Origin of the sequence: Rathayibacter sp. PhB152 (genome assembly GCF_003751395.1) — a bacterium.
Lineage (GTDB): Bacteria > Actinomycetota > Actinomycetes > Actinomycetales > Microbacteriaceae > Rathayibacter > Rathayibacter festucae.
The window spans coordinates 531493-549378 of sequence record NZ_RJUT01000004.1 but is presented as its reverse complement, the minus strand read 5'-3'; the positions used below and the strand labels follow the sequence as shown (position 1 = coordinate 549378).

Below are 17886 nucleotides of genomic sequence, written 5' to 3'. Positions count from 1 at the left end.
CTCACTCCTCACCCGCCCTGGAGAGGACGAGCTGCATCGCCGGTGACGGGCTCGGTCATCCCGGAACCCGCGCGCGATCTCCCCGGGGCGGCGAGTCGAGATCAGACGGTGCCCGGAGGTGCCGTGCCCTCCGGCGCGGGGACGACGTCGCCCGTCCGGCGGTCGACCAGAGGAATGCCGACCGGCCAGGGTGAGCCCGTGATGCGGTAGCCGGCGGAGGTCTCCTCCTCGAGGCGGACGGTGCCGTATCGACCGAGAACGAGGGCCGCGACGACGCTGACGATGAAAGCGGCCAGCAGCCCGTAGACCGGCACGCCGACGGAGGGTGTTCGGAGGGCCTCGGGCGGCAGGAGCGACACCAGCAGGAGGAACAGGACCGCGCACGCCGTCCCGGCGAGAGACACCCAGCCGGCCCGGACCGCGTAGGCCGTCGAGTCGGTTCCGGGGAGCAGCCGGACGGTGGTGGGCCTGACCTCCGCCACGTCCTCCGCCATCCCGACGGCCGACGCCAGGAGGCGGAGTCGGTTCGCCAGCACCGAGACCGTGATCGCCGGAAGGTGCTGATCACAGACGCCACCCGGACGCAGCGGGATCTCCACGGTGAGCGCTCGCTCTCCGTGTCGAACTCGGATCCGCAGACCGCCGAGCCTCGACGTGGGGCCCGGACCGTTCATCGCGACCACGCGGCTCCACGGCAGCACGGCACCCGGCTCCGCCTGGCGGCGGTCGTCCCAGAACTCCAGGCCCTCTGCGGTCCCGAGGATCAGCGGGTGCTGGCTGCGGCTGAGGCGGGGATAGCCGGGTGCGATCGCTCGGATGGCGACCTCGGCCCGGTAGTCGACGGCGGGGTACAGCACGATCGCCTCGGCGCTGCGCTTCGTGAATTCTGCCGATGCCACGGAGCGATCCTACGAGCGGGTCCGAGCCCGAGGCGGCGATGTCGCGTCTCACCTCCGCGGGCGGAACGCTGTCCCGCGGGCCCGGGCTCACCGGCACCTAGCTTGGGCGGATGGACGGCACGGTCGATCTGCTCACACGGCGACTCCGGCTCCGGCGACTCACCCGGGAGGACGAGGCGGCGGTGACGGCGTACCGCGGTGACGCCCGCGCCTCCCGGTTCCTCGGTCACGGTCCGCTCGCGGAGGGGCAGTACGCCTCCTGGTTCGAGGAGCGGGACGCCGAGTGGGAGCTGCGCGAGCCGGGTCACCGCCGCTTCTACGGCGTCGAGGTCCGAGCGACGGCGGCGCTCGTCGGTGACGCCGTCCTCGTCCGATCGGCGGACGGGCAGCAGGGCGAGATCGGCATGTTCCTCCACCCGGCCACGTCCGGCCTGGGCTACTCGCTCGAAGCAGGCGGCGCTCTCCTCGACGTGGGGTTCGGGTCGTTCGGCCTGCACCGCATCATCGGACGCGCCGCGGCCGACAACCGCGGCTCCGTGCACGCGATGGAGCGGCTGGGACTGCGGCGCGAGGCCCTCTTCCTGCAGAGCGAGAGACGCGGCGAGACCTGGATCGACTCAGCGGTCTACGCGACCCTCGCGGACGAGTGGAGACGCAGGAGACACGCAGCGGAATCGACTGGTTGACGGTTCTTCCACGGGTGCGGGGCGCGCCCTCTCACTGCCGCGAGGAGACGGAGAACGACGTCCCCGTGCAGGTGTAGGTGGAGCCGCCCACGACGTGGACTCCCTCGCCCAAGCGCGAGCACGTCTGTGCCGCATCCACGAGGATCGGGACCAGGACGGCGAGAAGCACCGCGATGAAGGCCACTCCGACTGCCGCGATGATCACACCGGCGAGGGCCAAGCCGTTCCTCTGACCCGCTCGCCGAGATCGGTTGAGCGCGATGAGACTGAGGATCAGCCCCGCCACATTGAGGAAGCCGATGAACGCGAGGACGAATCCGACGATCGTCACCACTCGATTCGAGCGCTGCTGGCTCTCGGTCATCGTCCTCCGGCCGCTGGGAGAACCGCTCTGAGCGGGAGGAGAGCTTTCTGTCGTCACTCGGGGAACCTAGCGGAGACACGGTCCTCCTGACCAGATTCCGGCCGTCTGATTCATCGAGAGCACCGAGCTCGATCGCCAGCGAATGTCCGAGTTCGCTCGACCTCGCCGCGAGTCGACGACCGACAGATATTGCTCATCACAGGTCCACTCACCACTCCGCTGAAAGGAGCGCTCGCACGAGCGCCCGGTCCGAGAACCGGTGACGGCGACCGGCTCCACTCCTGGGGAGGACCATGCTGATGTCCGCTCCTTCGGCGGGACGCCGCTCCCCCGTCAGGTCGCTTCGCGCAGGCCGGTCCGATCGTGGAGAAAGGTCGCAGGAGGTAACGGTTGGGCAGTACGGTCCAGGTACGAGAGACGTCGACCGGCTCTTCGCCTTCGCGAAGACGGAGTGGCTGAGCCGGGACGTATCTGTCGGACGGACGGCGAGCCCGCGTGCGGCGTCGCTCTGGGAGACGGGGTACTGATGAGAGTCGCGAGGATCACGCTCGGCATCGTCGGCGTCGTGCTTGCGGCGGCGGCAGTGTCGACGACGATGGGCGTCTCGGCTGCGCAGGCCGGCGGAGACGGTCCGAGCACTCCCGTGGAGACCGCTCACATTGAATCCGCCGATGCTCAGCTCGCCATCTCGCCGGAAGAAGCATCCGCAGAACGCGTGGAGAACTTCCCTGTACTGCAACCGTACGACGCCTCTCAGCCTCTCGTACCCGTCTCCGAGCTGGTCGGCTCCGCCCGAGCGGTCGTCGACGTCGGCGCCGAGAAGAGCCCTGTCTACGCTGCCCTCCTGTCCTACGGAGATCTGCGGGTCGCCTTGCCGAGTCTGGCCTCGGACCTGCAGATCTCTGCCGACCGTCCGGTCTACCTACTGACGGTGCACCACACGATGCAGAACTGGGGCGCGCTCCCCGGCACGGCGGCCAAGACCTGGGACGTCTACACACTCGTCTGCGATGGACCCACGGGCGACATGATCGCTTCCGGTACGGGGACGGACATCGAAGCGCTCGGGATCGAGGGAGAGTACGTCGAATAGCGCCGACGAGCGCGCCCTGCGATGCAGTAGCGCCTCGGCTTCTCCTCAAAGGGAACGAGCGATGATCGCCTCCCGTCGCTGGCGCTCGCCCTCAGCCCGCAGGGGCGGTCACGAGCAGGTACTGTGCCGCGCCTCCAGCGTCCGCCGGCACCGACCAGCGGTGCGGGCGTGACATCTCGATCGTGATCGACTCGCTGGCCGACACCGCGTGAGACGATGCGTCGGCGAAGGTCAGCACTGCGGTGCCCTCGGTGACGAAGACGAACTCCTCGCCCTCATGCACGAAGTTGACGTCGTCGGACTGCCCCGGCTGCGCAGTGAAGAGGTACGCCTCCGTCCGCCAGCTCGGGCCGCCCGCCATCAGCCGAGCGTGCGCGGGGGTGCGGCTCAGTCGTCTGCCCTGAATTACATCCATACAGCCGAGCGGGTCGCAGCAGAAATCCGAGCAACGGCGGCAGAAATCCGGGGGGCGACAATCCGGGGTTCGAATCTTAGAAAGCCCGTCGGTCCCCTCAGCGGAGGTGAGGTGTGAGCAAGAGGAAGACCCGGTCGAGGACCCAGCCGACGAGGTGATCGAGCAGCAACATCGCGTTCTCCCCATCAGACGTCAAACCGGGGACGTTGAGGCGAATTGTCGCATGCCGGAGGACGGCGACATTGTCGAGATCTACGTCATTGGCGAATTCGAGAACAACGGCAGATCCGATGCCGGCTACCGTCTGGCCGGTGACGTGGGCTTCAGAAACATGCAGCATTACGCCGTCTGCAGGCGAGAAGCCCTGGGTGCCGGTCGTGGATGTCGTGAGCAGCTCTGAGTGATGGCGCTGGGTCTTTGCGAGCTCCGAGAGAAGAGCCAGTACGTGAGTCTCGGGAGCCTCCGGTGTTCCGGCGTAGGGCTGAAGGGAAAGGACGTCGGCGCGGGCGCTCTCGCTAAGCAGGTGTACCCGGCGCCGGACCCAGCCTTCTTCCTTCAAGGCGGCCGGGAAACCAACTCCCGTCTTCTGCGCGGCGGTGAGCCCGCCCTGCTCGTGGACAGCGAGGGCCATCGCGAGATGTTCGAGAGAGAACTGGAGATTGATGAGGATGTTCTGCACCAGCTCGCCGGCTCGGTCTGGGAGGTCCTCGGCCACCTCAACTATGACCTGGGTCATATCGTCTCCGCGCTCGAAGCGGATACTGCTAGCCCGTTCGTTCCAAGAGACGATGATGTCGCCGAGCTCAGCGAAGTCCCGCCGCGCCCGCTCGTAGAGGCGCATGAAGCTCTCGCCCTTGAACTCGTCCCGGATGACATCCAGCCTCGCCTGATTCACCTCGGCACGCCGTTCGTCCTCTGCCTCCCACTCGGCCTGCTCCCGAAACATCTGCTCGTACGCGGCCACCCCATCCCGCTCAGCCCGGGCCTGGGCGTTCCTCTCATCCCGCTCCGCGCGCCGCCGAGTGGTACGCGCTTCCCTCGCTGCTTTGCGCGGATCCACCACAACGACACCCCTTCGTCATGCCATCCGTCCGACGGCGGCACGACACTACCGGCCGAGCGGCCCATGAGCCACCGGGGGGCGCACCCCGCCGCGGTCCGCGGGTGGGACTGCTGCAGGCGGAGCCCTCGGTCGGTTATCAGTCAGGCAGGCTCTGCCAGATCACCGACTCGACGGGGTCGCCGTCCGGCGTGCACTCGTCGGGAGTGTCCTCGAGCGTGAGGTAGCCGCCGCCGCCCTCCACGACGTCGCCCGTCGTCAGCGCTCCCCGACCGGGGACGTCGATCGTCCGGCCGTCGCCACTGAGGCGCGAGCCGACCGGGAACACCAGCGGGAGGGCCGTCCCGTCGTTCTGCACGGCCAGGCAGCCCTCGTCGGTCGTCGTGAGAGTCCCGGCGATCGACGCCTGCATCACCAGGTCCGGGGCCTCGGAGGCGACCATCGCGGTGACGCCCTCGCTCCGCTGCACCGCGGCGTCGGAGTTGGAGCACGCCGTGAGCGTCATGGCCGAGGCAGCGCACAGCAGCACCGTCAGTGGGCGGAGTCGTCGACGCGGAATCATGAGAACAGCCTACGAATCCCTCCTCGGCGGAGTCGTACCGCTCAGCACTCCCCCGCTGGACACTGCATCGCGGGGCGGGTGACCGGTAGCCGAAGGGTCGCTCACCTGCCCGCACAGGGTCGCTCTACGGGCCGACGGCCGGCAGGGTCAGCACGGCGCTCACCGCTGTGACCGCCGCGAGCAGGACGCCGACCGGGACAGCGACACGGGGACGGTAGGCACCGATGACGAGGGTGGAGAAGGTCAGGAGCGCGCCGACTCCGACGAATGCGAACCATTGGACGAGAGGCCAGGCCGGCCCGGCGAGGCAGTCGAGGGGCGGGTCGTTCACCTCGAGGAACGTGCTGCGGTAGTCGGCCGCGCACCCGAGGAGGATGAGCCAGTTCGTCACAGCGCCGAGCCCCGCGAGGACGACGCTGGAGACGGCGCCGACGACTCCGACGAGCGCGAGGATCGACGCGACGGCGTCGGAGGCTGCCGTCGTGGTGATCCGCCGGCTCATGGTCCTCCGCGCGGGAACGTCGCGGCCGAGGCCGGACCGGAGGAAGAAGGCACGCGCAGGCCGATTCCGGGTCGACCCGTGTGCCGATCCTGAGGGCTCACCGCTCGACCGAGCGCGCGGGCAGGTCGGAGGCCGCTCCGCGCCGCCGGCTCAGTGCCCAGACGAGCGCGCCCGCGAGGAGCACCGCGCAGGTCAGCCCGGCGACGTGCAGGACGAGCGACGGCACTCCGTTCTCGGGGAGCAGGAAGCCGTACGGCACCCACCCGTCGGTCGCTCCGCGGACGAGCACGACGACGACCCAGACGATCGGGTAGGGCAGGACCACCCACAGCCGGCGCCAGGAGAGCGGCCCGCGGTCGGCGACGACGATCCAGTCGAGGAGGACGAGCGCGGGGAGCACCACGTGCAGGACCGCGCTGACCCAGGGCGGGGCCGTTCCAGTTCCCGGGACGAGAGTGTTGTAGATCACGGCGACGACGATGAGGTAGGCCGTCGCCGCACCGCGGACGTGGCTCAGCCACACCGGGGTCGGACGGCGGGCGAGCGCGATCGAACCGGCGACGATCAGCACCGCGCTGGCGAGGAGGCTGGTCTGGTTCGTGAAGTAGCCGAAGTAGTCGAACGGATTCGGCTCGCCGGCCGCGATGCTCAGCGCGTAGGTGTGGAGGATCACCGCGCCCGCGGCTGCACCGACGGCGATGCGCGCAGCGCCCACGAGCGGGCGGATCGATGCCGGGGTAGCCACCGGCTCAGCCTAGGAGCCGTCGCGCTCACTGCTGACCCGCGACAGAGTTCTCCCTTTCGGCATGACGGCCGAGGACCTGTTCCACCTCACTGCGTTCCGCTTCCCTTCGAACGAGATTCTGCACGTCGGTGAAGAGCTGAACTCGCCAGCGGCGAGCATTCCGTCAGAGCGCCCCGCACAACCCCCTCAGCAGTGGGCGTGCTGCACTTCGCGCGGCTCGCAGGGGACGGGAGGGCTTGCCTGATCGCCCCGATCCCGGAGCCCGCCGCGCCCGCGTCGAGTGAGAACATCGCGGCCGACGCGATCCAGCTGACCGCCGACCAGATCGAGCGCTTCGACCCGTCTGCCGAGACTTCACTCGTCGGGTACTGCTCTCCCGCGATCGCAGCTTCGGACACGGGACAGAGGGACGACCTCGAATCGACGGAAACGCGCCCCGCCAAACGACGAACTGACGCGGCGCGTCCGGATCGCTATCTTGCTTGGCAATGTTCCATCGTGGAACTGGAGATGAGGGGTTTATGTTCGGATTCAAAACCAAGCTGGTGGCGGGGGTCGCCATCGCTGCGGTCTTCTTCCTCGGCGCCACGCCGGCCAGCGCAAGTACGACCTCGGAGACTCCGGAGGTCGCCAGCGCCCGTGCGTTCTTCTCGGAGTACAGGGTTGCGCCGCAGACGCAGGACGCGCTGATCGAGGCTTATCTCGCCGGCGAGGAGTGGGACTCGTTCTCGAGCTCGAACCCCACCGTCGACGTGGTCGAGGAGACGCGGGCGGACGGCGAGTACACGATCTCGACGTACGAGGACGGGTCGATCAGCGTCGTTCGCATCGGAGCGGATGCCGTGAGCGCAGAAGCACGCGGCATCACACAGTGCTCGGTGCGCGGTCCGGAACGGAACGCCTGCAAGATCGACACCTGGGTCGGTGTGGTGCAGATGAGCTTCTACACCTCTTTCAACCTCTCGAGCAACACCGTGACCGCTGACCCGTGGGGTCCGGCTTGGACGATCGGCGGCGCGTGCAGTTCGACGATGACCTACCTCGGCAGGCCGCTAGCGAATCGCGCCCAGATGAACATCAACGCGCAGATGTGCATCATCGGCTACACGACCACGTTCGAACTGCGCTTGACGGTCTCGGGAGGGGTCGCAACAGTCAGCTGGAACTGATGACCGCGGCTCAACGAGCCTGCATCATCGCCTCGTGCGCCCGCCGCGTTCTCACGTAGCGGGCGCACAAGCGCGATCCCAGGATCAGACTCACCACCCCGCCGACGAACGTGGCTGCGACCACGACCGTCCAGGTCGTCATGGTGGAACTCGGAGTGAGAGTGAACCAGTAGAAGAGCCCGGTGCCACCGCCGACGACTCCAGCCGTGACCAGCGGTGCGATCACAGCCGCCTTCTTCTCCGCGAGAGTCCACGAGGAGCAGAGCAGCAGCGCAACGATCCCGATCAGCCAGCCCGCGCCGGGGATCAGCAGCCAGCCGAACGCGTACGACAACGAGCTCGCAACAGCGAACCACGGGCGATCGAAGACGAGTCCACTACTGCTGGACGACCCGCCGGCCGCCGAGGCGATACGCGCAGGGGTCCCGAGCTCGGAGATGCGCTCTCGCGCAGCGTCGTCATCGAGGCCGTCCAGTTCCTCCGCTATCCCCCCATAGATCTCCTCGCGAAGTTCAGCGCGCACATCGGCGAGCGCGACCTTCAACTCTTCCAGGTAGCGGTCAGCTACCCGCGAGGTGGAGGCAGTCATGGGGTTCCCCTTCCGATCGTCTGGTTCACCTGACTGACGAACGACGGCCACTCCGCTCTGAAACGGCCGAGTTCGATCTTCCCCACGTCAGTCAGTGAGTAGTACTTCCGCGCGGGGCCTTGGTCGCTCGGCACGACGACAGCAGCGATGGACCCGCGATCCCGCAACCGCCCCAGAAGGGGATACAGCGTCCCGATGCTCCCGATGACCCCCACCTCCTGCAGGCGTGTCGACAGCTCCCACCCGTACATCGGCACACTGTCCAGGAGCCCGAGGATGCAGAACTCAGCAACGCCCTTTCGAAGCTGAGCGCCGACGCCTTCTATCATGCGTCACAGGTTACCCGCGCCGGGGCCCGAGTCGCCGGACGCCGCATCGATCGGCCACGTCGAGACGGACGACGGACCTCCTCCGGTAGCTGGACGGCGACGTCGGTGGCCGTCGGGCTGGGTGCCGCGGGCATCACTATAGTTCTCTCTCCGGCGTCCTCTCGAGGTCGAACTCGTGGAGTCGCATCTGATCGAGCACGTGCCGGGGACGGACGTTGGAACCGCTGACCACTCGTGGCGGTGATCGACCCGCTGACGGCACGGCCCCGGCCTGAGCGGTCTCCCGTGAGAGGGTGATCCGCATGCAGCCCACGACAGCGGTCCGGATCTCGGTGGTCGCGTCGGCCGTTCTCTCGTCCGCTCTGCTCTCCGGCTGTGCAGGAACTCCCGCGGAGCCGATCGTCGAGCGGACGTCGCAGATGGCCGTCGACTACCCCTCCTACGACCTGCCGCAGCTCGTCGGGCAGGCCGATCGCATCATCGAGGGCACCGCCGTCTCGACCCGCGACGCCGTCGTGTACCCGACCTTCGAGGGCACCGATCCGCTCCTGAATCCGCTGAGCGAGGCGTCGGAGGAGGAGCAGCGCGCCGCCAGTCTCGAGGGCGCCATCGCCGCCACGGAGGTCGAGCTCGAGGTGACCGCCGTCCACAAGGGCGAGGCGGGTGACCGCCTCACCATCACGCAGACCGGCGGCGTCCTGGACGGGGTCCGCTACACGACCGTGCAGGAGCCCCTGCTCACCCCCGGGAGCTCCTACCTGCTCTTCCTGCACGAGGGCGAGCGTCCCGCCCTCCTGGGTGGGGGCGCCGGCAGCTATGAAGCGGGGGACGGCGGCTACCTCGCCATGGCCGCGCACGCACCCGTCGAGTCGTTCAGCCGCGACGAGCTGGCGCTCCTCCTCGCTGAGGACCGCAGCCTCACCGAGTGATTCTGGCGCCCGCCGGACTGCAGCGAGGGCTCTCGAACACGCGGTGGATCTCGATACGCCCGCGGAGCGGGCTACTCGATCAGCATGAACGGCTCAGGCCCTGGAGACCTCGACCAGATCGATCCATGCGGGTCGAGTAGTCCCGAAGGGACGTATCGAGACCTGCCCACCGACCCGCCGCGACCCGGTGCTGCGGTCTAGTGCGCTCGAGCCGGGAGCGCGACCGGGAGGGTCAGCTCGCCGCGCTCGACGAGGCTCTCGAGGGCCTCGAGGACGGCGGCCTCCGGCTCGTACCGCGGCGCATAGCCGAGCAGCGTCGCCGCCTTCTCGATGGAGAAGCACTGGCTGCGGTGCAGGTGGCCCCAGCTCGCGTCGGCGAGGTCGTCGCCCGCGCTGCGGCGGAACTCCTCCCAGCCGATGCTCTCCAGCACGGCCTCCTGCCCGAACCAGCCCGCGGCGATCTGCGCGAACCCGCGGACCGTCAGCGCCGAGGGGGCCACGATGTGGAAGTCCTCCCCCGCGGCCGCCTCGGGCCGGGCCACCGCGAGCTCGAACGCCTGGGCGACGTCGTCGGCGTGCACATGGTGCAGGGACTCCGCGCCCGAGCCCGGCATGCGCAACGTTCCACCGGTGGCCAGGGTCTCCCAGACGACGGGGTCGAGGTTGCCCAGCGGCCCGATCGGCGCCCAGCCCGGTCCGCTGATGTGGCCGGGGTGCAGCGTGCTGGTGCGCAGGCCGCCCGCCGCGGTCTCGGCCTTCAGGAGGATGGCGATCGCCTCCTTCTGGCGGCCGTACTCGTCGATCGCGGGCGTCCCCTCGCCCTCCCGGATCGGGAGCTTCAGGGTGGGCCCGTAGCGCCAGACCGATCCGCAGCTGATCAGGTGGCCGACGTGCCCGCGGAGCCCCTCGACGAGGGCCTGCGCCGAGTCGACGGTGAAGCAGACCAGATCGATCACCACGTCCGGAGCCAGATCGCGAACTCGGGTCGCGAAGACGCCGTCCTCGTCCTCCTGCTGCCGATCGGCGACGACGTTCCGCACCTGCTCCCACTCCGGGCCGGCGGTGTAGGGGGTGCTGGTGCCGCGGGTGATGTTCGTGACCTCGTGCCCGGCGCGGACGAGCCGGGGGACGAGGAAGGAGCCGATGTGGCCGCTCCCGCCGATGACGACGACGTGCATGGTGGCTCCTCGGGGGTGGTGACGGGCGGTTCGCTCCACTCCACCACACTCGCGACCGGCGGCGCTGGTGCCCGTGGCCTGCTCCGAGCCCCGCTCAGCGCACCGGTTCGGCCGGGACGTCTCGAGCGAGGGCCGGAGACGCCTGCCGCTCAGAGGGCGGCAGGTGGCACCGGTAGTGGGTTCGGGATCTCGAACACGGCCGAGCGCGGCCACATCAGCGTCGGCGTGCGCTTCCGCTCGGGCCCGCCGAGGATCAGCGCGGCGTCGAGCAGGTCCGCGGCGTGCGCGAGGACGTGCTCGACGTAGGCGGGGTGCACCCAGTGCGGTCCGGAGAAGGCGGAGATCAGGTCCTGGAGGGCACGGACGGAGTCGTGCTGATTCTCGTCCCGCGGGGTCATGGCGGCTCGGATCGGTAGGAGGAGCCCTCTCGACCGAGCGGTGTCACCGATCGGCGGGAGAGTTCGTGCACCTCCGCGACGCGGCCGGCATCCGTCACAGTACGCCTCGGACGACCCCGGAGAGGTGTTTCGCGAACATCCCGGTGACACGGCAGAAACCGCCCTGCGCGTCTCCGTCCGGGCGGCCGCGCGACCGATCGTCTCGGATCGGAGCGAGCAGTGCGGAACGGGGATGGTCTCAGAGCCCATCCGAGACCTCGCGTGGCGAACCGCACCCTTCCCGGGCGCACGCGACGGCGGGACCCCCATGGGCAGGCTGCACGGCGACTCCGGAAGCGGTGCCCGCTTCGACGACGGGCTCGTCACTCCCCCGCAGCTCGTGATCGGGACGAAGCCCGGCACAGGCGCGTGCACGCGCGTACCCGGCTTCCTCCCGTGAGCACCGGTCAGCCGGGAAGCGGCGCCTTCGGCGAGGAGATCGACCGGCTCCTCGCGTCCTTCATCGACCTGCTGCCCGGCGAGGACGCTGCCACGTCCGTGCTCGGCGCTCCGTTCGACATGCAGACACTGGCGGCGACCAGCCGCCGAGCGGCGACCCTCGACGAGACGCAGATCGACCTCGGCGAAGGGCCCGCCTGGAGCGCGTACCGCGCCTATCGCCCTGTCGAGCTTCAGGTCGGCGACGAGCGGCACTTCGCCGCCTGGCCCGTCTTCTCACTCTCCGCGGAGGCGGCAGGAACGAGGACGGTCCTCGCCGTTCCCCTGGTCATCGGCACCTCGAGCATCGGCGCCGTCAGTCTGTACAGCAGCACCTCGATGCGGCTCGACGCCGAGCAGCTGCAGCTCGCGGGCCGACTCTCCGGAGCGCCCGCCAGGGCCGTGGTCGATCAGGCGATCACCCTGCCGGAGAACGGGAGTCTCGCCCGCGATCCGGCGCTCTCACGCCGGGGAGTGCACCAGGCGACCGGGATGGCGATCGGCCAGACCCGGTCGACCCCGGCGGACGCCCTCGCGATCATCCGCGCCTACGCCTTCGCAGAAGGCGTCGGAGTGCGCGACGTCGCCGCACGGATCCTCGGCGGCTCGCTCGACTTCTCCCACGATCCGCCCGAGTGATCCCCCACTTCGGAGGCTGTCGACTGCGGGCCTGGTCGGCGGTGATCAGTGCGCCCGGCGCGCCCAGGATCTCGAGATCGATACCGCCTCTCGAGACGGTCGCGGGATGGTCTTTCCAGCCCATGGGGCGGCCAGGGCGCCATCGCCGATCCTCTCCGAGATCGTCTACCTCGCGGTGATCACCTCACCGCGCATCCCGAGCGCCTGGAGGTCGACACCCGTCGAGGAGACGATCACCTCTCCGGTCTCGCCGTCGTAGACGACGGTGTAGACGTCCCACTTCTTGGCCACAAACCCGTAGGGCGCGTCGTTCACGACAGGGGCGTGCACGCTCAGAGCCCACATCCGCGCCTCCGGGGAGATTCGAGTGTCGCCGCCGAGTCCCGGGGCGCAGGAGGACAGCTCCGCAGACGTCGCCCGCACCGCGTAGATCGGGTACTGCTTCTTCTCCTCCGCGCTGAGCGTCGAGAGGCGACTTCCCGCGCCGTCGGCCAGGTCGAGCGCCGGGTTCGTCAGCTGCTGGACGTCGATCATCGGCCCGTACGCGGCGTCAGCAGTCGAGGGGCACGGCGGGGCTTCCGTCGGGAGTGAAGACGGCCGGGGGTCCCGCGGCGACGCCGGTGCTGCCTGTGTCTCCGTCGAGGTGGGCGTCGTCTTCGCGGTGGCGTCGATGGTGACGGGGCCGGAGCGGATGCGCATCGTCGTGGTGGTCTGCGTGAGGCTGACGTCCCCGGCGCCCAGGACGCCCATCAGCCACTGCTCTCGTTCTCCGGCGGCATCGAGGCAGCCGACGGAGGTCGTGGCGGGGCCCCCGGTGACGACCCGGACGGACCTCTGCAGACCTGCGTACTGGAGGTCGTAGGTGAGGGTGTTGCAGGGCCCGTCCACGCTGAGCTTGGACCGGCCGTCGATGTCGATGATGCGGAGGCCGACCGGGTGATCGAGCAGCCAGTCTCCTGATTCCTGAGCAGCGACGACCGCGGTGGTCTCGTAGACGGACTCGGTCGCTTCCTCGGCGCTGAGCAGATCTCCCGCGACCGGCGACGTCGGCGGTGAGCCGGGGCCGGTGGCGCTCGCCGCGCAGCCGCTGAGGACGAGCGCCGCGGAGAGGCAGAGGACGCTGAGGGGAACTCTTCCCGCTCGTGTGCCGGTCACTGGTCGACTCCGTTCTGCGTCGTGGGCGGGTCGGCGCAGTCGACCCTGGTGCTCAGCCCCGTGAAGATCCGGAGGCGCCCGCTCTCCTCGCAGACCTGGCTTCCGGCGAGGGAGTACTGGGCGGCGTCCGTCCCGTCGGTGCTCCCGCCGTCGGCACCCGATCCGGTGAGTGCAGCGCACGCCGCGGCGAGTGCCGCGGTGGACCGGCCGACGGGCGTCCGGATCTCGCCCGACAGGGCGACGCCCCGCCCGTCCGGCTCCCAGCAGGTGACGGGCGCCGCGACCGGAGTGCCGCGCTCCGTCGTCACCGCAGTGAGGACCGCCGCGCTGAGGACCGCGCCCGCGATGCCGGCGAGGGTCACCGCCGCGGCCTGGCCGAGACGTCGGCGGCGGCGGATGCGGTGCGCGAGGCCTGCGCTGATGCGCTCGAGCTGCTCGTCGCTCAGATCACGACTGTCCATGGTCCTCTGTCCGTTCCGTCAGGGTTCTCGTCAGCGATGCCCGCACCCGCGAGAGGCGGTTGCGGACCGTTCCGTGGGACAGGCCGAGGGAGCGGGCGGCGTCGCTGTAGCTGAGGTCGTCCTCGATGCACGCCGTCCAGATCGCGCGGTCCGTCGCGCTCATCTGCTCGACCAGACGCCGCACGTCGAGCAGCCGGTCGCTCGCCTCCGCGTCGATGCCGCGAGAGGTGGTGTCGTCCGAGAGGGGCAGGTGGCGTCGGCGCTGCTCGCGGCGGTTGGTCGAGGAGCTGAGGTTGCGCGCCGTGACCAGCAGCCAGGGCAGCACCGACTCCCCCACGATGCGCACGCCCGAGCGGCGCTTCCAGAGCAGGAAGAAGGTCTCCTGCACGACGTCCTCCGCCTGGCTGGCGTCCACGAGGAAGCTGGCTGCGGCCCGGTGAACCGCGCGGCCATGCATCCGGAAGAGAGCATCCAGCGCCGAAGGGTCGCCGCCGCGAAGCCGATCCACCAGCATCACCTCAGCCGCACCGACCACCGACATCACCCCCCTCAGTAGTGAATGCCCTCAGAGCACCGTTTCGTCTCAGACTTCAGCGAGCTATTGAAGACGACTCGGCGATAGGTCCGGGCTCATCCCCTGAGGGGAGGCCCGGTCGCCCGACCGGCGGCGTTGCATTCGCTGATCGGGCGTGTTCGACTGAACCGACGTCAACGATCGGAGATCACGATGTCCGAAGCACTGCTCATCATGGCCCTCGGCCTCGTCATCGCCGTCGGCTTCACTCTGGGACTCCTCCGACGCCGACGCTTCCGAGAAGCCGTGGCTCCCGCCGGCGCCGCAGCCAGTGTCCTCCGCGACGCCTATGCGGGCCGTGGAACCCAGGAGCGCTCAGCAGACGAGTTCGCTGGCGACCCGAGCACGTCCATCACTCTCGACGGCCCCGACCCCCTCCGCACCTTCGGCCTGGACTCGGCGTCGCGCATCGAGCACCAGTAGAGGCGCAACGGCGGGAGCTACCGTCAGGACATGGCTGCACGAGAACGGATCGACCTGCTGACCACGACCGGAGCGGTTCTCGCTCCCCTCGGAGTGATCGTGGCCGTCGTGTTCCTCCTCCAGCCGTGGCGCACTTGCGCAGACGACGACGTGGCCGCGGCCTGCGCGATGCACCCCGCGGACGCGACGGTGATGGCACTCGGAGTCGTCGCGGCGATCGTCGGAGTGCTGCTCCTCTGGATCGGCGCTCACCGCGGGCGCCGGTGAGCCGTTGATCGATACTCAGGCGAGACGGCCGATGCGCTCGTTCCGGCTCGAACCGATCGCGACAACGGTGGCACCGCGGTCACGGCAGCGGAAGACTTCGGCCATGTGGTTGGAGGGGACGGCGCTCGAGCGCCGCTTGCGTGAGCTGGACGGCCCTGGGCGTGACGAGCCGGTCGGATTCGACGGTCCGCGGCTGGCGGCGAAGGTGAACGCGCTCGCTGCGCTGCTCGAGGAGAGCTTCCCCGGCGCCGTGTCGGTCGACGATCCACTCCGGGACTGGCAGGACTCCGCGACCTTCACTCACGTGACGGTGAACGGAGCGGCGAACCGCACATCGGCGAACCTCGTGGTCTGCATCAGTCGGCACGGGGACCTCTGCTTCCTCGCGCTCGAGACGCCGGGCGCGTACTCGCAGGAGGAGTTCGATGCGCTGGTCGAATCGGAGGACCTGAGACCGATGACCGCAGCTCTCGAAGCCCTGGACTTCACGGTCGCTGCCGAGGAGTCGTTGTGGGACCGGTACGACGGGCCGATCGTGATGAGCCATCCGAGCTGGCTCGAACGCTATTTCGGATACCCGCTGTGAGCGCGAATGGCTGACGACATCGGATTGCTCTACGACGCCGAGACGGCTGACCGCGCCCTGCAAGCTTTCGTGGAGAAGATGGTCGGCTTCACGGGACTCGACATGTGGACCTTGTTCTGCAGTATGGAGCGCGACTCGAACATCGAGGGAGTTCCCGACGACTCGGCGTTGTGGACCGACTGGATGTTCGAGCTGTGGACCGCGAGCGGATTCACGTACGACGTGACCGCAACAGAATTCTTGAGCTTCGCCGCCCCACCGAGACGACCGGACGTCACGAACTCCTACCACCCCGTCACGGTGCAGGTCGGCGCCAGAGTGCACCCCGTGAAGATGATGCTCGGCACCGACTCGCTCTGGCCCGCCGAGGCCTCGTACCTCTCCCACCCCCGAGGTCGGACTGAGGGTGAGTACTTCGACCTCATCGTCCGAGATCTGCACCTCCTCCTGACCCGGAACCCCGAACTCGAGGACAAGCGCGCGATGCTCGGCCTCCTGTCCGCCTGGGACGTCCCCGGCGCCAGCACGCACCGCGGACCGACCCGGGTGAGGTGACGCGCCGGCGGGGAGCCCGGTCCGCGTCTCCCGATCAGGCCGACGTGCCGGCGATCACCAAAGTCGGACGCGTCGAACTCGAGAGAAGAGCCTGAGTCATCCCATTCGACCGTTGCTCAATCTATGTCCACGGTTTCTTCCAAGGAAGAACCAGGCGACCGACCCGAGGAAGGGAGCGATGATGACTACTGCCACCCACATGGCCTTACGGATCAGCTCGTTCGGTGAGCGAAGAATTTGCACGAGAGCGAGTATCGCAATTGCAACATAGGCGGCACCGATGAGGGCGACCAGGATACTTGTGAGCAATGCTGACATGTCCATTGCCCGACCATACTCGCGTCGAGTGCGTCTCAGATCCCCCACGAGGGCGCCAAGACCTCCTCGCCGAGAAGCTTCGCGGCACCGTCGACCCCATCGGCGTGATCGGAGAACCTTCCGACGTCGTCCTCGACGTTCGAGCAGCGCTGAGCAAACTCACTCCGGAGCTGGCAGAGCTCGTGCGACTGGTGCACTGGGAGGGCTTCTCTCTCAGCGAGGCGGCCCAGATCCTCTCCGTCCCACCGTCCACGGCACGCAGTCGATACCAGAAGGCGAAGCGCCAACTCGGTGGCCTGCTGTCCCCGCTGCCCTCGGAACGGGCGCTCGGATCTGCAGAGAAACGCCGGGTCTGACCCAGAGGCGATTCGCTTTCGGGACGGCGGACGACGCATCGTCGGCGTTCCCTGGATATGCAGGGTTTCTGATCGCGTCGAAACCGCTCAGCGCGTAGCGGCACCGGCGCGAGCGTGCTTTGCTCAGCCGAACGGAGCGTCGCTCCACCCGCCGGGAGTCCACATGCCTCGCACCATCTCACTGCTCCTGCTCGCCGCGACGATCGCCGGCGCACTGGTCGGGTGCACCTCCGGCAGCGAGCAACCGGTGCCGGTCGCGACGCCGACGCCGACGCTGGTCGCAGAGTTGGAATCAGGTCAGTACGAAAGCACTTCCTTGACCAGCATCACGACCGACGATGTCCAGGCACCGGCGGATCGGCTCGACCTCACGATCACCATGGACGGCGCCGGAGCCGGCGAGTTCGCGTTCGACGACGGCTGCAACGTGCAGACGGATTCGTTCGCCTTCGAGAACGGCGTCCTGACCGTCACTCATACCATGACCCTGCTTCGCGGGTGCGTTGCTCCCGCCGGCGCCGCCGGACATCTCTTCGACGAACTTCTCGGCGAACCCGTCACTGTCACACGCTTGGGCGACGACATGAGGTGGACGAATGCGGTCGGCGAGATCGTCTTCATCACGGCTGCGTGATCAGTCGGCCCAGCCCACCGCGCACTGTGAGAACCGAGCCCTGGAGGGTGTTGAGAGGTTGGTCCGTTCGATGCGACGAAAGGCTGTGGCGGTCACAGCGCTCGTGGTCCTGGCGGTAGCAGCGCCGATCACTGCCTGGAGCGTCCTCTGGGAGAACACGATCTCGTCGGCTCGGTGCACAGTGACGGAGGTCGTCGACATCCACGCCCGCTACACCCCGAAGTTCGAGGTCGAGACGACCGACTGCGGGACCCTCTTCCTCTCGGGCGGGAACGGTGCGTCCGATCAATGGGTGACGGAGCAGGCGCAGGCGTTGACCCCCGGTGTCGGCTACGACTTCGTGCTGAAAGGATGGAGCTGGTGGACTTATCAGCGTTCCATCGTTTCGATCGCATCAGCGTGATGGACATCGACGGCGCAACGACGACGATCGACCCACCTCGAGCGGGACAGTCGGGGCGGGACGGTCGGGGCGCCGGCACCGTCAGCTCGAGAACGCTGCCCGTCCCCAGGGGGCGTACTC

27 protein-coding genes are annotated in these 17886 nt (G+C 68.8%); 12 read left to right on the top strand and 15 right to left on the bottom strand.

Translation table 11 applies throughout. The annotated features are described in order from the left end of the window. Positions 1 to 101: 101 nt before the first annotated feature. A complete protein-coding gene (locus tag EDF36_RS12630) occupies positions 102 to 899 on the bottom strand; it encodes a hypothetical protein (RefSeq protein ID WP_123733268.1) in 798 nt (265 codons plus the stop codon). A gap of 110 nt (positions 900 to 1009) precedes the next feature. Here EDF36_RS12630 and EDF36_RS12625 point away from each other — a divergent pair, with 110 nt between their 5' ends. Beyond that, positions 1010 to 1585: a GNAT family N-acetyltransferase gene (locus EDF36_RS12625; RefSeq protein WP_123733267.1), complete on the top strand. Its 576-nt coding sequence runs from the start codon at positions 1010 to 1012 to the stop codon at positions 1583 to 1585. Between the two features lie 31 nt (positions 1586 to 1616). On the opposite strand, the gene EDF36_RS12620 is transcribed toward EDF36_RS12625, so the two are convergent. Further along, positions 1617 to 1916: a hypothetical protein gene (locus EDF36_RS12620; protein ID WP_148060040.1), complete on the bottom strand. Its 300-nt coding sequence runs from the start codon at positions 1914 to 1916 to the stop codon at positions 1617 to 1619. 559 nt (positions 1917 to 2475) lie between these two features. On the opposite strand from EDF36_RS12620, the gene EDF36_RS12615 reads away from it, so the two are divergent. Beyond that, positions 2476 to 3042, top strand: a complete 567-nt coding sequence (locus EDF36_RS12615) for a hypothetical protein (protein ID WP_123733265.1) — start codon at positions 2476 to 2478, stop codon at positions 3040 to 3042. 91 nt (positions 3043 to 3133) lie between these two features. On the opposite strand, the gene EDF36_RS21295 is transcribed toward EDF36_RS12615, so the two are convergent. The 5 genes from EDF36_RS21295 to EDF36_RS12595 all read right to left on the bottom strand — a co-directional run bounded on the left by EDF36_RS21295 (position 3134) and on the right by EDF36_RS12595 (position 6326). After that, positions 3134 to 3403, bottom strand: a complete 270-nt coding sequence (locus EDF36_RS21295) for a cupin domain-containing protein (RefSeq protein WP_185020460.1) — start codon at positions 3401 to 3403, stop codon at positions 3134 to 3136. Between the two features lie 151 nt (positions 3404 to 3554). After that, a complete protein-coding gene (locus EDF36_RS21290) occupies positions 3555 to 4421 on the bottom strand; it encodes a hypothetical protein (RefSeq protein WP_185020459.1) in 867 nt (288 codons plus the stop codon). A gap of 235 nt (positions 4422 to 4656) precedes the next feature. Continuing rightward, positions 4657 to 5079 carry a hypothetical protein gene (locus EDF36_RS12605; RefSeq protein ID WP_148060039.1) on the bottom strand — a complete coding sequence of 141 codons (423 nt, stop codon included), beginning with the start codon at positions 5077 to 5079 and terminating at the stop codon, positions 4657 to 4659. A gap of 124 nt (positions 5080 to 5203) precedes the next feature. Beyond that, positions 5204 to 5581 carry a hypothetical protein gene (locus EDF36_RS12600; protein ID WP_123733262.1) on the bottom strand — a complete coding sequence of 126 codons (378 nt, stop codon included), beginning with the start codon at positions 5579 to 5581 and terminating at the stop codon, positions 5204 to 5206. A gap of 97 nt (positions 5582 to 5678) precedes the next feature. Further along, the gene (locus EDF36_RS12595; protein ID WP_123733261.1) at positions 5679 to 6326 is read right to left on the bottom strand and encodes a Pr6Pr family membrane protein; all 648 of its coding nucleotides are present in this window, start codon (positions 6324 to 6326) and stop codon (positions 5679 to 5681) included. Between the two features lie 521 nt (positions 6327 to 6847). Between EDF36_RS12595 and EDF36_RS12590 the strand changes: the two genes are divergently transcribed. Beyond that, a complete protein-coding gene (locus tag EDF36_RS12590; protein ID WP_123733260.1) occupies positions 6848 to 7495 on the top strand; it encodes a hypothetical protein in 648 nt (215 codons plus the stop codon). 10 nt (positions 7496 to 7505) lie between these two features. Here the strand turns inward: EDF36_RS12590 and EDF36_RS12585 are convergent, their stop codons facing one another. Continuing rightward, entirely contained in the window at positions 7506 to 8084 is a 579-nt protein-coding gene (locus EDF36_RS12585; RefSeq protein WP_123733259.1) for an HAAS signaling domain-containing protein, read from the bottom strand. Then, positions 8081 to 8413 carry a PadR family transcriptional regulator gene (locus EDF36_RS12580; RefSeq protein WP_123733258.1) on the bottom strand — a complete coding sequence of 111 codons (333 nt, stop codon included), beginning with the start codon at positions 8411 to 8413 and terminating at the stop codon, positions 8081 to 8083. Before EDF36_RS12580 ends, EDF36_RS12585 begins: the two co-directional genes overlap by 4 nt. Before the next feature lie 302 nt (positions 8414 to 8715). Here EDF36_RS12580 and EDF36_RS12575 point away from each other — a divergent pair, with 302 nt between their 5' ends. Continuing rightward, the gene (locus EDF36_RS12575; RefSeq protein WP_148060038.1) at positions 8716 to 9342 is read left to right on the top strand and encodes a hypothetical protein; all 627 of its coding nucleotides are present in this window, start codon (positions 8716 to 8718) and stop codon (positions 9340 to 9342) included. A gap of 197 nt (positions 9343 to 9539) precedes the next feature. On the opposite strand, the gene EDF36_RS12570 is transcribed toward EDF36_RS12575, so the two are convergent. Together EDF36_RS12570 and EDF36_RS12565 are read right to left on the bottom strand one after the other, a co-directional pair. Further along, positions 9540 to 10520, bottom strand: coding sequence for an NAD(P)-dependent oxidoreductase (locus tag EDF36_RS12570; RefSeq protein WP_123733256.1), 981 nt, complete (start codon positions 10518 to 10520; stop codon positions 9540 to 9542). A 149-nt stretch (positions 10521 to 10669) separates the two neighbouring features. Continuing rightward, positions 10670 to 10918 (bottom strand): hypothetical protein, encoded by a 249-nt coding sequence (locus EDF36_RS12565; RefSeq protein ID WP_123703921.1) that lies wholly within the window; start codon positions 10916 to 10918, stop codon positions 10670 to 10672. Between the two features lie 435 nt (positions 10919 to 11353). Here EDF36_RS12565 and EDF36_RS12560 point away from each other — a divergent pair, with 435 nt between their 5' ends. Further along, complete coding sequence (locus EDF36_RS12560; RefSeq protein ID WP_185020458.1) at positions 11354 to 12034, top strand: GAF and ANTAR domain-containing protein; 681 nt, start codon at positions 11354 to 11356, stop codon at positions 12032 to 12034. A 165-nt stretch (positions 12035 to 12199) separates the two neighbouring features. On the opposite strand, the gene EDF36_RS12555 is transcribed toward EDF36_RS12560, so the two are convergent. Genes EDF36_RS12555 through EDF36_RS12545 form a run of 3 tightly spaced genes read right to left on the bottom strand, consistent with a single transcriptional unit; the run spans position 12200 to position 14164 of the window. After that, positions 12200 to 13189, bottom strand: coding sequence for a hypothetical protein (locus EDF36_RS12555; RefSeq protein WP_123733254.1), 990 nt, complete (start codon positions 13187 to 13189; stop codon positions 12200 to 12202). Then, positions 13186 to 13650 (bottom strand): hypothetical protein, encoded by a 465-nt coding sequence (locus tag EDF36_RS12550; RefSeq protein WP_123733253.1) that lies wholly within the window; start codon positions 13648 to 13650, stop codon positions 13186 to 13188. The genes EDF36_RS12555 and EDF36_RS12550 overlap by 4 nt, the downstream gene beginning before the upstream one ends. Continuing rightward, positions 13637 to 14164: an RNA polymerase sigma factor gene (locus tag EDF36_RS12545; RefSeq protein WP_260300711.1), complete on the bottom strand. Its 528-nt coding sequence runs from the start codon at positions 14162 to 14164 to the stop codon at positions 13637 to 13639. Before EDF36_RS12545 ends, EDF36_RS12550 begins: the two co-directional genes overlap by 14 nt. A 213-nt stretch (positions 14165 to 14377) precedes the next feature. Here EDF36_RS12545 and EDF36_RS12540 point away from each other — a divergent pair, with 213 nt between their 5' ends. From EDF36_RS12540 to EDF36_RS12525, 4 genes are all read left to right on the top strand, one after another. After that, a complete protein-coding gene (locus EDF36_RS12540) occupies positions 14378 to 14647 on the top strand; it encodes a hypothetical protein (RefSeq protein WP_123733251.1) in 270 nt (89 codons plus the stop codon). A gap of 30 nt (positions 14648 to 14677) precedes the next feature. Beyond that, entirely contained in the window at positions 14678 to 14914 is a 237-nt protein-coding gene (locus tag EDF36_RS12535; protein WP_123733250.1) for a hypothetical protein, read from the top strand. A 103-nt stretch (positions 14915 to 15017) separates the two neighbouring features. Then, positions 15018 to 15500 (top strand): hypothetical protein, encoded by a 483-nt coding sequence (locus EDF36_RS12530; protein WP_123733249.1) that lies wholly within the window; start codon positions 15018 to 15020, stop codon positions 15498 to 15500. Positions 15501 to 15506: 6 nt separating this feature from the next. Further along, positions 15507 to 16055 carry a hypothetical protein gene (locus EDF36_RS12525; RefSeq protein ID WP_123733248.1) on the top strand — a complete coding sequence of 183 codons (549 nt, stop codon included), beginning with the start codon at positions 15507 to 15509 and terminating at the stop codon, positions 16053 to 16055. Between the two features lie 96 nt (positions 16056 to 16151). Here the strand turns inward: EDF36_RS12525 and EDF36_RS12520 are convergent, their stop codons facing one another. Then, positions 16152 to 16379 (bottom strand): PLD nuclease N-terminal domain-containing protein, encoded by a 228-nt coding sequence (locus tag EDF36_RS12520; RefSeq protein WP_123733247.1) that lies wholly within the window; start codon positions 16377 to 16379, stop codon positions 16152 to 16154. Here EDF36_RS12520 and EDF36_RS21990 point away from each other — a divergent pair. From EDF36_RS21990 to EDF36_RS12505, 3 genes are all read left to right on the top strand, one after another. Beyond that, the gene (locus EDF36_RS21990) at positions 16364 to 16729 is read left to right on the top strand and encodes a sigma factor-like helix-turn-helix DNA-binding protein (protein WP_123733351.1); all 366 of its coding nucleotides are present in this window, start codon (positions 16364 to 16366) and stop codon (positions 16727 to 16729) included. The two genes, EDF36_RS12520 and EDF36_RS21990, sit on opposite strands and share 16 nt — an antisense overlap. Positions 16730 to 16892: 163 nt before the next feature. Further along, on the top strand, positions 16893 to 17363 hold the full coding sequence (locus EDF36_RS12510) for an META domain-containing protein (protein WP_123733246.1): 471 nt from the start codon (positions 16893 to 16895) through the stop codon (positions 17361 to 17363). A gap of 181 nt (positions 17364 to 17544) precedes the next feature. Then, positions 17545 to 17766, top strand: coding sequence for a hypothetical protein (locus tag EDF36_RS12505; protein WP_148060037.1), 222 nt, complete (start codon positions 17545 to 17547; stop codon positions 17764 to 17766). The last annotated feature ends 120 nt before the right edge of the window (positions 17767 to 17886 follow it).